Annotated in this window: 14 protein-coding genes; 9 read left to right on the top strand and 5 right to left on the bottom strand. The window is 37.5% G+C overall.

Annotation, left to right across the window (positions count from 1 at the left end; translation table 11 throughout):
* The first annotated feature begins 346 nt into the window (after positions 1-346).
* From AND4_RS04245 to AND4_RS04225, 5 genes are all read left to right on the top strand, one after another.
* Positions 347-928 (top strand): helix-turn-helix domain-containing protein, encoded by a 582-nt coding sequence (locus AND4_RS04245; RefSeq protein WP_009841672.1) that lies wholly within the window; start codon positions 347-349, stop codon positions 926-928.
* Positions 921-1,364, top strand: coding sequence for a hypothetical protein (locus AND4_RS04240; protein WP_009841671.1), 444 nt, complete (start codon positions 921-923; stop codon positions 1,362-1,364). Before AND4_RS04245 ends, AND4_RS04240 begins: the two co-directional genes overlap by 8 nt.
* Positions 1,358-1,798 (top strand): hypothetical protein, encoded by a 441-nt coding sequence (locus AND4_RS04235; protein WP_009841670.1) that lies wholly within the window; start codon positions 1,358-1,360, stop codon positions 1,796-1,798. The genes AND4_RS04240 and AND4_RS04235 overlap by 7 nt, the downstream gene beginning before the upstream one ends.
* Before the next feature lie 314 nt (positions 1,799-2,112).
* The gene (locus AND4_RS04230) at positions 2,113-4,473 is read left to right on the top strand and encodes a hypothetical protein (protein WP_009841669.1); all 2,361 of its coding nucleotides are present in this window, start codon (positions 2,113-2,115) and stop codon (positions 4,471-4,473) included.
* 13 nt (positions 4,474-4,486) lie between these two features.
* A complete protein-coding gene (locus tag AND4_RS04225; RefSeq protein WP_009841668.1) occupies positions 4,487-6,772 on the top strand; it encodes a hypothetical protein in 2,286 nt (761 codons plus the stop codon).
* Between the two features lie 746 nt (positions 6,773-7,518).
* Here AND4_RS04225 and AND4_RS04220 read toward each other — a convergent pair.
* From AND4_RS04220 to AND4_RS04200, 5 genes are read right to left on the bottom strand one after another with little or no spacing between them, the layout of a single operon-like run.
* Positions 7,519-8,562: a hypothetical protein gene (locus AND4_RS04220; protein ID WP_009841667.1), complete on the bottom strand. Its 1,044-nt coding sequence runs from the start codon at positions 8,560-8,562 to the stop codon at positions 7,519-7,521.
* Complete coding sequence (locus AND4_RS04215) at positions 8,562-9,260, bottom strand: hypothetical protein (RefSeq protein ID WP_009841666.1); 699 nt, start codon at positions 9,258-9,260, stop codon at positions 8,562-8,564. The genes AND4_RS04220 and AND4_RS04215 overlap by 1 nt, the downstream gene beginning before the upstream one ends.
* Positions 9,260-12,016 carry a TcfC E-set like domain-containing protein gene (locus AND4_RS04210; protein WP_009841665.1) on the bottom strand — a complete coding sequence of 919 codons (2,757 nt, stop codon included), beginning with the start codon at positions 12,014-12,016 and terminating at the stop codon, positions 9,260-9,262. The genes AND4_RS04215 and AND4_RS04210 overlap by 1 nt, the downstream gene beginning before the upstream one ends.
* Positions 12,013-12,531 carry a hypothetical protein gene (locus tag AND4_RS04205; RefSeq protein ID WP_009841664.1) on the bottom strand — a complete coding sequence of 173 codons (519 nt, stop codon included), beginning with the start codon at positions 12,529-12,531 and terminating at the stop codon, positions 12,013-12,015. Before AND4_RS04205 ends, AND4_RS04210 begins: the two co-directional genes overlap by 4 nt.
* A 23-nt stretch (positions 12,532-12,554) precedes the next feature.
* Positions 12,555-13,061 carry a hypothetical protein gene (locus AND4_RS04200; protein ID WP_009841663.1) on the bottom strand — a complete coding sequence of 169 codons (507 nt, stop codon included), beginning with the start codon at positions 13,059-13,061 and terminating at the stop codon, positions 12,555-12,557.
* A 310-nt stretch (positions 13,062-13,371) separates the two neighbouring features.
* Between AND4_RS04200 and AND4_RS04195 the strand changes: the two genes are divergently transcribed.
* The 4 genes from AND4_RS04195 to AND4_RS04180 all read left to right on the top strand — a co-directional run bounded on the left by AND4_RS04195 (position 13,372) and on the right by AND4_RS04180 (position 15,469).
* On the top strand, positions 13,372-13,953 hold the full coding sequence (locus AND4_RS04195) for a helix-turn-helix domain-containing protein (RefSeq protein WP_009841662.1): 582 nt from the start codon (positions 13,372-13,374) through the stop codon (positions 13,951-13,953).
* Positions 13,946-14,392 (top strand): hypothetical protein, encoded by a 447-nt coding sequence (locus AND4_RS04190; RefSeq protein ID WP_009841661.1) that lies wholly within the window; start codon positions 13,946-13,948, stop codon positions 14,390-14,392. Before AND4_RS04195 ends, AND4_RS04190 begins: the two co-directional genes overlap by 8 nt.
* 77 nt (positions 14,393-14,469) lie before the next feature.
* Entirely contained in the window at positions 14,470-14,832 is a 363-nt protein-coding gene (locus tag AND4_RS04185) for a hypothetical protein (protein ID WP_241210240.1), read from the top strand.
* Between the two features lie 433 nt (positions 14,833-15,265).
* On the top strand, positions 15,266-15,469 hold the full coding sequence (locus AND4_RS04180) for a hypothetical protein (protein ID WP_043991480.1): 204 nt from the start codon (positions 15,266-15,268) through the stop codon (positions 15,467-15,469).
* Positions 15,470-15,968 lie beyond the last annotated feature (499 nt).

Here is a 15,968-nt window from a genome sequence, read left to right as displayed (position 1 = left end):
TCATATCAACAATGTTGCATTTCCTGCCGAGATGCATTGATGGCCATTGTGCTGTCATACGCTATAACTTGATTATAGGTTGGGGCATGAGTCGCGAAATAATGTTCAGTTTTGTCGTTTACAGCGGTTAAACAGTGAAATGACTCCTAAGAAATTGCAATGAAGAGGTAAGCCATGCTAAAAGTGCGGCATGATTTTGCAGAACTTGTCTGCTCTAAAATTATGGTTATTGGTGAATAATGAGCCAATCCGTGTCTGCTGTGTTGTTTTTAGGAGTTAAGCATTAAACCCTAATAACAACTACAATGATCATGGGTATGTATTAAAGTCGAGTATGAGAGCGGGTATGTACAAGCGTATTTCTATTGATGACGTAAGAAGAACAATTGAATTGGTTGATAGTGAGTCAGGTAAGAAAGATCAACCACTTGGGCTAAATAGAAGTGAGTATAACTTATTCATTGCATTCTGTGACTCTCCCGGTGAGGTTTTAGGCAAAGCGACACTAATAGAAAAAGGATGGCCAGGCCGTGTAGTTGGTGACAACTCATTATCGGTATCTATTATGAAGTTACGGCAAAAGTTGGACTCTTTACAACTCGGCTTTGAAATCAGTAACCTCCCGGGTGAAGGTTATGTTTTTTTTAACGAAAATAACATTGAATTCGAGTACCTTAATGAAGGTATGCAACAAGACAAGTACAATGAGGTAGAGGAGAAGGACGGCATTGCAAGTAACTTGGGTTCGCCCTCAGTTAGCAACGATACTCAAAATAGCAACACATATGTAATGTCTTTAAAGTCATGTCTCCATAACCCAGTCTTGTATGAGATCACTATCGGGTTGGTATTTGTCGCATTAGTTTTCTTCTCGGTCTATAGAGAGTCATTTGAGTGCTTCGAGTGCTACGGAAAGTTTTATGGCTAAATCTAAACGAATTGCTATTGTTTTTTCTCTGCTGATAGTCATTTTCCTTTTTCTTTTCCAGCGCTCTTTAGGATCTTACTTTTCGGCTTATGCACACTTTGCCGAGAACGGTCACGAGGTAATTGTTAATGCCAAGTCAGGTGTTTTCAAGGCTGTGAGCTTGTTGGAAGGAAAGCCCTATAAAACTAACTCCGGCCTGTACATCATCTTTGGTAAGTTCATCTACTTTATTAGTTTTGATATCAGTTATGATGATAAGTTAGATCCAGACTTCTTTGACAGAGCCATTGATAACGATTTTTCGATGTATACACCTGGACTGTTGCGCCTAGAGGTTTATAAAGAAAACGATGAAGTGTTTGGCAACTTTGCTAGGGTAAACCGTGAAGCTGTGGTTACCAAGTTAGTTTTTACCGGGAGGATTAAACAATGGTAGCTTCAAAAGTCGTTGGACGCCTGTTATCTTTGCTATTGGCGACAATACTTGTACTCTCAATACCCTGGTTTAATGCTATGACAAGTGATTTTGAAATAAAGGGAAATCTTACAGATAGACATATCCACATAGTTGGGTCCAGCGGTCGATATGTTGTTTATACTAACTCCACAACGAATACTAGAGTAGTGAGAACCGGCTATTATGCATCGATCTTTAATACGGTTTATATGTTCAAACTTAACTCCAAAAAGTACGCCCATGCGCAGGCGTCAAAACACACTGATATCTTACGGGAGCTTAGAACTTTTTATGTGATTAAGATTAAATATATAAATGAAAATCTCTACAAACTAAGGGGGTTGCCAGTAGATCCAAGGCTAGGGGATGTAGAAGCTGTTGTTGAACTAGAAGGTTCCTTAGGCTTGTTTTGAACTCATTTTGTTAACACGTTATTTTCTTTAACTCTGAACTCAAGCTTAGACTGATTGCTACATGTAAGTATATATACCAAAAGTAATAAGGCTCTGAACGGTTAAATCTGCAAAGTGTTGATTTTGTACAAAAACACTTTCAAAGTGATGCTTTTTTGATTAATTTTTGCTCAATTCGAATCGATTTTTTTTAGTTTTCTTTATGTTTTCTTTGTAACATGTAAGCTCCGTTAATTTTAAATAATCACTCTTTAGTGGTTGTTTTGTAGTCTGTCGGGCAACATTTTATTTTGTTTTCTATTTGTTGGTTCAAAATGAAAGATTACTATATACCTCGACATCTACGCGGATTGAGTCTAACTTTTTTGGCCTCGATTCTCGTCTTACCGTTTTTGTCAGCCTGTAACGGTGAGGAAGGAAGCAACGCAGATTCCGAAATACCAAGCCCTAGTGATACAGCTGCTATATATTCCGAAAATGTCGTCATGCGTAGCATTGCAGGAAAGAATACTGTCGTAGATTTGGCTAAACACGTTTCTATAAGCGATGGATCTGATTTTTCTGTTGTATCGGTAAAATCAATATCAGATGGTGACTGCAAGATTACCAATATTAACGGCAATAATTTTGAAGTAAATTCTGATGAAGTTAAGGATTGTATTTACCAATATAACGTTTCACCTTCCGGTTCGTCAAATAAATCAAAATCATACTCCCGTGTAGCTTTTGGCAAAACTTATTCGTCATCGTCCTTGCCTAAAATCGTTGTTTCGACAACCGTTGGAGAGCCAGTAATTATAGATCTAAGGAGTGAACTAGGAGCATCTTTTCCCGGAAAATCGTTCGTTCTTCAGGATGATATTGTATCGCCGGAAGGAGATGTTGAGCTTATAGAAAGTAACAAATTGAGTTTCAGCCCCGAACAAAATGGAACAAATGTGGTCTATTTTAGTTATTCAAATGGCGAAGAATTACGTTTAGGTACGATTGTTGTTTCTGTATCTGCCATAACTGATCCGCCAGAAGCTGATAACTTTGAATACCCTGATCAAGTCAAAATCGGTGAGAAAGTCACTATTGACGTAAGCGATTATGTGCAAGATGACAATGAACATGCGTTTAGACCTCAATTGATTGCTGTTGAAGACTTTAATTCGACAGTAACGATAACTCATCCAAAAAATATAATAAGAAGCCTTGAATTTGATTTTTCATCTGAAACACCCGGAATTCATGATGTTGCTTACACGGTTACCGATCATCTGGGCAATTACACAACCGCTCTTGTCAGAGTGGAGGTCGAACCTGATTTTTCGTTAATTCAGGATTGGGAAGACATCGTCATCCATGATCCAATAATTCATTCAAAAATTCGTTTTTTTGCGCCAATGAGCAAGGTATTTGCTGATTACGTAAATGCTGAATATTTTTCAACGAACACTGAAAATGGAAGTCGTGGGCCGGCAGGTGTTGAAATCGTTACTCAAACACTCCAGCAAGCAAGAGATTACTGTAAAATTCGAGGGGGACGTTTGCCTCTACAACGAGAGGTTGACACACTAACTTCCCGAGAAGGTAATGTTTTTAAAAGGCATAATTGGCCAACTGAAATGAAATATTGGACCTCAGAAAAGGCCAGTCAAGCTAATGCAATAACTCAAAGCTTGTTTGATGGTACCGTAGATCAAAGTCCTCAAAATGAGGATTTGTATACTACTTGTGTAGACATGAGTAACCCGAAAGTGCAAGGGTTTAGTGTATCGGTAATTCCAGAAGACACTTTCATCAACGAAAATACATATACTTTAACGGTGGTTGATCCTGATAATCATGTAGCTCCGTTTCAAGATGCGTTTCTTGAAGTAAATCACCAGTATGGGATTTTTAATTCAGGTTATTCAACCGATCACTTAGTAACGGATAAAGATGGAAAAGTTAAATTTGCATATTTTGATACTTCATTCCATGACTCCATCATAACTGTAAATGTAAATTCTTTCGAAAATTGGCTTCCGTATGTGGCCGATGAAGCACTTGAGGATACCTCTTTAAACACGAGGGACCCTTCGGCGTGGAGACATAGAGAAATTCGTTATAGTAATATTTACCCTCCAGCAATAGGACCAAGAGGGGTCCCGATACTATTTGATAATGAAAATAGAACTGGTATGGGATCTAGCGCTATATATACAGAAGATTATTTTATAGGTAATGACTTCACTTTGAAATACCATATAAGGAATGAAGGAAATCTTGATCATGGCAGTGTATCTTTCTTTATCGAGCAAGGCAAAGATTTTCCTTATGAAGGATGGTATGACCCAAGTTTAGAACAACCTGGCGCGCCGAATATTGAAAAAACGATTAACATTGTAACAAATTATAGACGCGATTATTTTAAGATATACGAAGGTTTTGAAAATGAAGTATATAGATCAGAAGATACAGTTAGATCTAAAGATCAGTATTATTGGTTTGAAAAGAAAGGTGATAAAATATATTACTTCACATCAATTACTCCGATTAAACCAGAAAATCCAATTTTCATAAAAGAATTTGATTGGGGAGCAATAGATCCCACTCAGATTTATAAAGTTGGGACTGGAGGTTCTTCGAATAATAACGATGTTGAAGCTTACCTTGTAAGTGCAAGCTTTTCTGCGTTTAATTTATAATAGGTGTTAAACAATGAAAAAATATTTATTTTCACTCTGTATGATTTTATTTCTAACTAGTTGTAAAAAAGGGGAACAATTAGAAAATGATATTCCATTGGTACCAAGAGAAGTAGAGATAAGTCTAGAAAGCCTTCAGCAAAAAGCACTCATAGGCGTAGAACAGCAAGTAACAATTAAAGCAAGTGTACAAGGTTCCGTTCCCCTAAAGTTAACTTCGGTCACACCATCAGGTCCAGTGAAAGGATGCAAAGTATCCAAAATGCAGGGGATGACATTTTCTGTTTATGCCGATGATATTAGAGAATGTAGATTTGAATCTACCGTCGAGCCTGTTGATTCATTGAGATACAAGGGGCAGGCAAAAGCAATGAGCCGTATTGCGGTTTCCGAAACGGCGAGCAATTATGCTCTGCCTAATCTATCTATAACTGGTGACCTTAGCCAATCGGAAATAGTAATAAATCTAAATGATGAATTGAAACCCCAATTTGATACGTCAGGATATACACTAGATGAAAATGCCACAGCGTCAGACAGGAGTTGGTTAGACGTAAACACATTAAGTAATTCAATAACTTACACACCGTCAGCATCTGGTGCAGTGCAGATTATGTATTCTATGTCTAACGGAACTGAGATTAAGCTTGGAACAATTTATTTGGCAATCTCTGATCAGCCAAACTCCAATCCTATGGTTGATAGTTTTGATTATGATAAACTTCTGAAAAAGAATACGGAATATAAGATCGAGCTTGATGGGCATATTACTGATAATGAAAAAGCCCCGAAGCTTGTAGATGTCATCGCGTATAACGCTAACATATCTAACATATCAGCAGATAACTATACCTTTGATTTCAAGTCGTCGACGCCTGGTAGGCATGAAGTTGCCTTTATTGTTGAAGATGAGCAAGGGGGTTATGGAGTTGGGCAAGTAGTCATAAATGTTGAGCCCGAATTTGATATCATTCAAGATTGGTCTGATATAACGATCACGGATCCGGAATCAAAGGAGGATATCACATTTACCGCGCCCTTATCCAAGGAGGTTGCTGATTACGCAAATGTTGCTTATCAGAGCGCAATAATTTCTTCACCATCTTATGGGCCTTCTAAACCAGTGGTGACCATGGATTGGCATCAGGCACAATCATATTGTTCAACTAGGAAAGGTAGGTTACCCACATTACGAGAACTTGAAGTCTTAAAAAGTAGGGAAGACGACGTCTTTAAGTTAGATAACTGGCCAGAAGAGCTCCCTTTTTGGAGTGTCATAAAAGACAGTAAAGATTCCGCCAACGTTATTTTGTTACGAAATGGTACAGAGGATCCATCGGCTGACATTAAAAGTGAAGAGCTCGTAACTTGTGTCTATCTTGACGAAAACGTCCGTGATTTTGAAATAACTAAAAGTGAGAGAGACGATGACTTTAGTGATTATGACAAACAACGCGGAATTACTACGACACTAAAAGATCCTGATGGAAATGATGCTGCATTTCAAGATGTGAAATTTTGGTCGTATAAAGAACAAGGTGGGTTTGGGGATGATCATTTTAATGAGACCACCGCTATGACTGCAAAAGATGGTCTCGCTTCTGTTACCTACGAATTTACGACTGGGGAAGATGACATAGTGATGTCTGGTTACAATGACAGTGTTGCCCTCACTCAAATTAATGTTAAGCCACCCGAATATCAATCTTTGTCAGTTCGTGGCGCTCGGTCTATTAATGTAGGTTTTGATGATGGCTCTGTTTCAGAAACCTATACGTTATATGGGGTAAAATTTGATGGTTTTGGCGGGATAATAGAAAATTCATTGATTAGATGGAGCGCTGATATTCGTCCGGAAAGACTCGCTGACTTTGATAAGAATACAGGTGTGCTCACAACAAATCCCCAGTGGGATAATACCGACGGTTCAGCAACGATTACCGGTTGTTCAGGCGGTGTTTGTGCTAAGACTGATGTTTTCTTACAAGTTGCTCCCTATGCTCTCTCTTTGGATGTTATTAGTGACAATAAATCTACAGCCACTATGAAAGCAACAATAAGGTATGTGGATGGAAATAACCCTGGAGGAGACAGGTTAGGTCTTTTTTGGTCTTCAGATTCAAAGTGTTATATTAATGGCACTCTTACCCAGGAAGTTAATCCCAAAAACCTTTATACAGATAATAACGGTATCATCAATTTTGAGATAACTAGAAGTGATAAATCTTCAGGTGACTGTGTTATCCATGCCGAAGCGCGTAACGCTGATGCTGTTGAAACAGTTCACATTAAGAACTAGTCCAAATATAAGTGATTGGAAAAGTGTCTACGTTACTACTGAGTGATCAAAGCCCTTTTAAACTTGACTAAATGTTTTAGGCATCGCACCTATTGAATTTGCTACTGGACGATGATGTATCAGTTACATTTACAGAATCTTACGCAAGTGAAGCGTCCTTTAAATCCTTCTTTGAGGCCTTCCCGCATCGCGGCAAGGCCTTTTTTTAAATTTCTCATCTAATCCCGTGCCCGTCTTCTGTTAAGGCAAAGTATTTTCCTTATCCAATATGTAATTTGATGCTTCCGATGATAGCCCACTTGGTAAATCAAACCGCATCAGGATTTTAGAGAAAAAAACCTTGGAGTAGTTCCCTCGAACTTACTAAAGTAAGCACACAATAGTGCCTTCGGGTCGTCTGGAGACGGCACTCATGATATCAGAGTATATTCGTGAGCTGCACCAAGGTATTTGAGCCTGCGGGTTGTCAGAGCACTTCGGTTAGTATGTGTTTTGAAAAAGCAGTGATGCTAGAACTTAACAGTCATTTGGTGTCTGCTTGAGTTTAAAAAATAACGATATTTTAAGGGAGAGACGTACACGATGATAAAATCGTGAACAAACTTAGTGGTGTTAGGTCTGTTAAAAATTTATGAAAAAAGTGTAGGCTACATTATTCAACAAAACCTGCCTCACAACGCGCTTGGTTATGCGCGTATGTGGGAAGGTAAATTACTTATTAACTCTATTAAAAATTATCGATCACCTTATAAAAGTTCCTCAAAAATGACAGTAACGTGACCTTCATATGTATCGCTCTCAACATCTTTGGAACGTATGTCCTTATAGCTAAATAGTAACGAAAAATTAATCGTACTGGTCGGCGATGTAACTGTATAGTCTGTCTTATTACTTATCAAATTACTCTTTCCGTTTTTCACCCAATATATATCTTGACAACCTGTACCTTCACACTTTATTGATAAGGGAATGGTTGTGTTTCCATTTTTTGCGCGTAATAGAAATTCATCTTCTATCAATGTCATTGTAAGACCGGAAGTAAAATACCCCATAGCATTAATATTATAAGTTGTTTCGGCTGAAACAGTTTTGTTATTTGTATCGTATGTTGGTTCTAAAATACCGTTTCCAATAAAATTAATACTCTCTAATGAACTAGGCTTGTAGTCAACAACAATTCTTACAACTAACGGAACAACACGATAGGTGAGTGCATTACCAAAAGATTCGTAGTAATACATTAAGTCCCCACGAATTGAACCATAATATGTTCCTTCGGGCTTTCCTTCGAACGCAGATACAATAGCATTTTTATTTATTTCGAATATTGGGCGATGAAAATAAAATGGTGTTACTTTATTTTCATTCTTGACAGTAAAGTTAGTAATACAGTTTGTCACTTTGTTATCATTTAGTTGGATCAAGTTGCCAGTATGATGTGACTGTTCGCAAGTAATGAGAGCTAAACTATTATCTTCAATAGTTTTTTTATTTGATCCAAGGTTATATTGTCTTCCTGTAGCAGCAAGGGGTATTTTAACAGGTAATACAGATGGGCCATTCAATTTCACAAACTTCTCGCCTGCAGGCTGTGGCATCATACCAGGAATAAATTTTTTGGTTGGTGCTAAGTTCTCGGCAACGATCCACTGGGAAAGTGTGTAATATGAGTCACCTAGACTTAAGGCGTTGTCTAAATAAACGTTCTTACCCTCAATCCGTATTTTTAGAGCTTCGGCATAACTCGAGATTGAGGTAAAGATAAGGGAAATAATTATTAGGCATCTCATTATTTTTCCTCGTCAATATAAACTTTCTTTCTATAGCTTTCGTCATGATTGACAACCTCGACCATTAGATTTTTCACGTCGATATTTTTAGGTAAATTGTAGCTTCGCTTTCGGCCAGCGAGTGAGATGGCAGTCATCTGGCACTCGGAGTTAACCTTATCATTACATTGGTCTATGTGCGCTTTAATAAAGGTGTTTCCTTTATTTTCCACAACTAATTCGCCATTTTTTACTCTAATTGAGTAATCTATTTTTTGCTTGTTGGCCGGTATAACAAATAAAGGGCGATAGCCAAAGTTAATACTTACTTTCGAGGAGCTTTTGCCTTCAGGGTCATAGGGTGAGGGTTCAAAGCTTACAAAAAAATATTGGTCATTGCTAAAGTCGCATTTGGTTCCGCATAGGGAACGGACACCTACGTTTTTTTCTCGACCAGGCTCGACAATCATTTTTGGATGAGTAAGAGTAACTTTCCAATCATCAAAGTTATCTTCGGTATAAGGCGTTCTCACCATCTCATGGTCTTGGATTTCTACTTGAACAATGTTTGTTTGTATAAATTCAGGTGTCGTTTTTTCATTGGATATAGTAAACACACCATTTCCATACTCATCGCTTACTAAAAGCATGGTATCAACATTCATCGCCAGCGTTGAGTTAGCAAATACTAGTGCCGCTAAAGTGGTGAGTTTTTTCATTATTTAATTCCTACAGGTCGGTTTAGAACAAAATCTTGCTCAGGTGTTACTTCTGAGCGCGCGTATTGCGCTATGCTATCTATGCTCTGGTATTGTTGTTGAGTGAGTAATAGGTCACTCTCGCTAGCAAGATAAACGAATGTTGTACGTCCTAGTTTTGTTGTTATCATCTCAGCATCTTGGCCTATGATTAAATCGATTTGAGGTTTTAACAAAGCAATATCGTCAAAGCCACCAATGTACATAACGTTTATCTCTCTATTTTTCTTTACTAAGACGATTGATTCCATTGGTGACAGCTCTGGCTGGCAATAGTTGGTGCCAAAGTTGAGTTTTTTTGCATCTTCGATTGGAGGCAGATAACATTGTTGTCCTTTACTAGAAAGAGAGAAGCGAACCCCTTCCTGAACATCTATTTTATGTATCCCAGTTGTAATGTTAGAAACCTCAAGACAACCTGGACCTGTACATTCTAACTCGTCAATATCTTGACCAAATATATCCTTGAATTTACTCACAAAGCTAATTACTCTGCTCACATTGGATTCTAACTCAACTACGCTACCTGGGTGAGTGTAAGCGAGTTCTGATTTATCACCACTGTTGTACAGCGCGACACTTTCTGCGTCTAAATCAACCTTTGTTGTACGGTACTCTTTTAGTGGTTTTACGGCAGACTGGTCCTGAATATAAGCTTTGCTATCGATTTCGCCATCAGAACTGATGATAAGTAGGCCTTTGTTAATCTCTTCATCCTCATCAAAACGGATATTGTCCTGTGTATCGATAGCTACGTAAGCATTAGCTTTCTCACTGGTAAAATTGATACTATTTCTGCCAATGACCTGTGTATTACTGATACTTGCAGTGAATGAAGTTTGGTCGTTATCTGTGATATTTGCAAAAGCGTTAGCGTCATAATGACGATCGTGGTGTGAGCCATAAGCAGTAAGGCTATTAACACTCGAATCGTCCGTGTTTTTATACTGAGTGTTAGTTAATGTCATTCTTAAGTCGGTGTTTCTATCACTTATTAGATCGCTGGTTTCCAAGCCGTTTGAGAATTGGCTAATACCATCTCCATCAAAGTTAATACTAGTCTTTCCATTTAATAATGTTGAGAAAGGAACGGTCCAATTAACTGCAAATGTGACGTCTGCTTCCTCTAAATCGGAGAGAAAGCTTTCATTATTTATGCTTATGTTAAAGTCTAAATTCGAATCCATGACAAAAGGCATAGTTAAGCCAGAGGAAATGTACCAATTGGAAATCTCATTTTGGTTCGATAAATCCTGATTATAATAGCTGATTGAGCTATAACCTTGGATATACTGACCAAGAATATAGCTACTAGACAAGCTAAATTGTTCTTTATTAGACTGACTATAAATAAACTCCGAAAACGCGTTTTTTGTTTCATTAGTTAGGTTTTCGTATGTAATGCCAAAAGGGCCTAAGTTTAAGTAACTTGAGATATAAGACGTTTGTAAGTCAACAGTTGACAGTACAATTTCATAATGACTGTCAAATGGTAGGTATCCTTTAAAGCCAAGTTGGTTCATAATATGACCACTTGTTATTGTTGATCCTAATGCGACAGTATGAGCGTCAGATAATTTGTATGCAACAAGCCCCTGTGCGTACGTATTTCCTTCGATATTATTGGCATTTGTGTTCTCAAATTCTGTTGAGCTTTTTTGAAATTGCCCTAAAGCTACAGAGTAGTCGGCTTCGCCTGTATTAAGAGTATCTGAGGTAGCGTTATAAACCCTTAGTGTCTCGTTTGAAATAATACGATCACCAACCGAAATTTCGACTCGGACATCATAAACACCATTTGGTAGCTTTGAATAGCTTAATTGTCCTTGCCCTGCTGCTATAGAATCTTGGAAGATTACTCGATTCTGCTTATATACTTTCAGCGTGGCAGGGGAAGGGGAATAAAAATATAAGTTTTGCTCTGTGCGTGTGCCAGAGTTACTCAAGTTTTTACTTGATGCAAGGTTCACGTTCAAATCATTATATTGTGTACCATTTAACAAAAATGAAGTACTGTTTAAACGTTGCCTATCTTGATGGTATCCCGCTGTCAGCCTGAGGTTTTCATGCTCAATGTTATAATAGCCATAGTTGAGCTCGGAGGAATCATTATCGTTGCTGAGATATGAATCCAAATGTATTGAGCCATATGGAAGACCTGCGATGAGTTGATCACTCAAAGACAGATTGATTTCATTATCAAGCTCGGATGAAGCGTAAAGATTAGAGCTATTGATCAAACCTATGTGTTCGTTGTGCGTTGCTGCATATGCTTTAGATTTAACTGATCGTGATTTGTTAACTATCATGTCCTTGTTTAAGTATAAATATAGCTTATTGGTATGATAGTCATAAAAGCTTTCAAAGCTTTTCGGTTCCAATACGCATAAATCCAAGTCACCGACACAATCGACACTATTTGGCTTATTGTTTTTTAGAGCAATTAGTATTTTTTTAGCCTCATCATTCTTCAGGCCAGAATCGACAAGCTTCTTCATGAGTTTATCAGAGGCATCATCGTTTATAATTTGCACTGAATCATAAGTGACAAGCATAGGTATGCTAAAAAATTTGCCATCAGCTCCTTTCACATCGACATCGCGCAGTTGTTGCTGATAAAAGCTTTCAAAACCCTCTGGTACAGTAGTAGCTAATACATTGATTGGTAAGGTTAGGGTACCGATGGCGATATTTCGAAGTAATTTAGAGCTGTTCATAGAGATAATTCCGATGACATAGATAGACTACCAGAGCAGTTATTTGCACCGTTAGGAATGTTTCCAAAAGAAAGTTTTACCTGATACTCACCCCCTTTAGAGCCGTCATCAGAAGTGGTATTGAAAGTGACAGACAGGTAAGTGTTAATCGCTAAGTGCTGATCATCGATATACATATTAACAAAAGGCTGATGTAAACTTATATTCGCACCATTGTCATCCACACATGTAGTATCGTTATCTGTAAGAGATAAACGCAGATTTATTGATGCATCGTTCTTAGGGATATCAGTCGATATCAATAATTTAGTCGTTACATCCTTAAAAGATGTTTTGTCATCATTAGGTATTATGATTAAATCGGAGGGGGAAAATGAAAAACTTGTAATTTGATAATTAATAAAGTTATTTTTATCAATTTTGCTGAGCAGGTCGAAAGTGTTTATTTCTCTTGACTCGGCATTAAAACAAACAATGAGTGTCATTGAAGCTTTTATCAGATTCGAAATCTTCACATTTCCCCCTCTTAGCTCTGTCTTTAGACTGTTAGACTAGCTTGCACTGTCACTGCAACTTCGACTTGGTTGTCAAGAGTAACTGCAGTGATTGCTGCATCGTTTTCTACAGTAAGTCTAAGGCTTGAACCTGTGATAGCTTTATCAACGGTAAGCTCTTGAGTTTGAAGAAGGTCTTTTACTACCAACTTAGCCTCATTAGCTGCTTGACCATCTACGTACACCGAAGACTTCACTAGCGTCCAGTCTGTATTTGTAAGGGTAAGGTTCGAACCAGGAGTCACTTCGTGAGCTTCTAAATCAACAGCACTTGATGTGAATGTACCGTCTGAATTGACAGTTAAAGTTCCGTTATCAATAGCACCACCATTAGCACCGGTGATTTTTATTTGTTGGCCATTGATTATGCCCCCAACTACACCTTTCCACAGTACAGTCGCTGTAGCTATGTCTGGATCACCAGCAAACGAAGCGGCAGAAAATAGACTTAATCCTATTGAACTTGCTAAAACCAATGCTTTAAATTTCATATTATGAAATACCTTGTTTTTACATGTTGATTGTTAATTTACTTGTTTGTCTTCTCGTCGAGCTGCACATATCAATTAAGTGTTGCCTCAAGAAGATGGTCAGATTATTGGACCGATATCAAATTTTGTGAAGTTAAAGTGTCTTAAATCTGATATCAGTACTTTTTATGCCTTTTAACTGCCATTTAACAGGTTTGACCAGTCCTTTTTAGGTTCTTTAGGTTTTTTTATGTAAAAATGATTGGGTTTGCAGGTGATCAAATTGGGTTGTTTGTTAACTTAATTTTCTTGAAATGACGTGAGATCTCAGATGCATAAGTGTATTGCGATTGATGATGTTAGAAGAACTATCGATCTAATCGATGGTGAATCTGGCAAGAGTAATAAACTACTAGAACTGAATCGAAGTGAATATAATTTATTTATTGCATTCTGTGATTCACACGGCGAGATGTTGGATAAACAGACGCTAATAGAAAAAGGTTGGCCAGGGCGTGTTGTCGGCGATAATTCATTGGCTGTAGCCATCATGAAGCTTAGAAAAAAGTTGGACAGTTTACAGCTAGGTTTCGAAATCAATAACCTTCCAGGTGAAGGATATGTTTTTATTAACGCAAACAGAATTGCAGTTCAGCATTGTAGCGGTAGTGTGCAACAAGAGGAGCTAGCCAAGCAAACAGTTGAGAAAGAGACTTTTAGTCACTTGGATTCGAATATTTTGGAAGCGGAAACCAAACAATCACTAACCTATGTTCGTTTACTAAGGCTATATAACTTTATACCTATCACGCCTTCGGTTTTAATTGGTTTGTTGTTTGTCGCTATAGTTTTCTTTTCGTTTTATAGAGAAGCATTCGAGTGCTTTGAATGCTTTGGAGAGTTTTATGGTTAAGCCTAGAAAAGTTGCCATCATTATTTTTCTTCTTATGGCCCTTTCTTTTTGTTGTCTTTTGCTGCGTTCTCTCGGTTCTTACTTTTCAGCGCATGCTCACTATGGCGAAAGAAACATCGAGGTCATAGTAACAGCTAAGTCAGGCATTTATGAAGCGATAAGTTTACTTGATGGCATTCCATATAAAACCAACTCTGGCATATACTTTTTTATTGGAAATTTAATATATTTCATAGGCTTAGATGTTAATTATCGAGAAGGGCTAGAAACAGAATTCGCTGTCAAGGCCATAAATACTGACCTAGCTATGCATTCGACAGGTGTGTCGTTGATAAAGTTAGATAAGGAAAACAATAAATTATCGGGCATCCTAAAAGGGGCTAAAAGCAAAGTTGATATAAACGATATCATTGTGAAGGGGCGGCTAAGTTGGTGGTAAGAGCGAGTATTATTAAGCGTCTAATAGCTTTACTTTTTATCAATATCGTCGTGCTGTCTCTTCCCTGGCTTAATGCTATGACAAGCGACTTTGATATTAAAGGGGAGTTGCCAGATAGGCGGATTCATGTCGTTGGTTCACGAGGAAGGTTCATCGCATACAGCCATTCTGCGACAAAGTCTAAAGTGATCAGCACGGGCTATTACGCCTCAATTTTTAACACACTATATGCGTTTAAACTTAACTCAAAAAAATATGAGAGTGAACAGAAACCCGAGTTCGGCTTGTTCTTAAGAGAGCATCAAACCTTGTTTGTTGCCAAATTGAAACATTTACAGAATAACACTTATTTTTTCAAAACTATCTCTGCAGATCCAAAACTTGGGGTTATCAAGGTTCCGGTAATACTAGATGGTACCTTAGGTTTGCTTTCAAATTGAATGAGTAGATAGCACGTCAAGTGTGAAGGCATGACAACTGTCAAACAGTCTCCTTAATGGGGAAGAATTAACGATTTTATAGAAATAAATAGAACCAAGAGACCTTTCATTCTATTTTCGAATTGAAGTGTTATTTAAATGTATTTCTTTAGCTCTTTAGGTATTTATATTGTGACAGAGCAACATTGAATTATTCATAAACTGGTTTTTATTCTATTTGATGCGAATTAATTTTATTCTTTTTTTATAATTACGCATGTCAATTTATAGTATTAATATTATTATTGATCTTTTGTTTATTAAATCGCTTTAATTCTTATATATGTTTTGTTAAAAATATTCTGTTGTATGTGTAAATATTATACTCGTAGTTTCAACAATTCTAGCGAGGCTAGTGTAAGGTAAGGGGCGGGAAACCGTAATGAAAGATAAAATGGAAACGTATTGGGTTCAGATCGTTGATAAGGCAAGAACCGCATCTGATTTATCGGATTTGACTCGCTCAAGACAGCGTGGATGCATTGGAAAATATGGATTGCGTTATAAGGTGGAAAGAGGCGTACTTGCAGAGCACCGTTACAACCGTAAAAAAGTGGTGAATAATGAGGTAAACACTTCTGATGCTTCAATATCTTAAATATATACTTCGAGAAGAATTCACTCTTCATTTTAGGATGTATGTGTGAGCTTGTAGCTAACAGTTTTTACGTTAACAGATTAATTTAAGTTCATGGATAGGTATAACTAAAGATCTCGGCTTGTATAGACTTATGAGCAGTTTTAAATCTACCTAAACGAGAGAGATTACGAAGCTTACCAATTATGAGTTCGTAGTTCGTTTTTTCGTTGTATTTATTGATCCCTGCACGCTTTCATACACCTGTTGATCTGCAGTTTATACTCTCAAAGTCATACAAATTTTAATCTTTTTAAAGTCGTAGTAATTCCGATACCTGAGGAAGGTTTAATGTAGTGCCCACCTGATATTGAAATTTATTTCGTCAATAAACTAATTTTTTCTAGCATATTTACGGTGTTCAAGCTTTTAATGCTTTACTATTGCCTAGGGCGCTTCCTTCTACAGCCATATCCCCGTAGAAAAAATTTTATTCCCATCGCTAAAGCAGTAATTGAAA

The organism is Vibrio sp. AND4 (genome assembly GCF_000171815.1).
Lineage (GTDB): Bacteria > Pseudomonadota > Gammaproteobacteria > Enterobacterales > Vibrionaceae > Vibrio.
The sequence above is the reverse complement of the archived record's forward strand: the minus strand, read 5'-3'. Positions and strand labels throughout refer to the sequence as shown.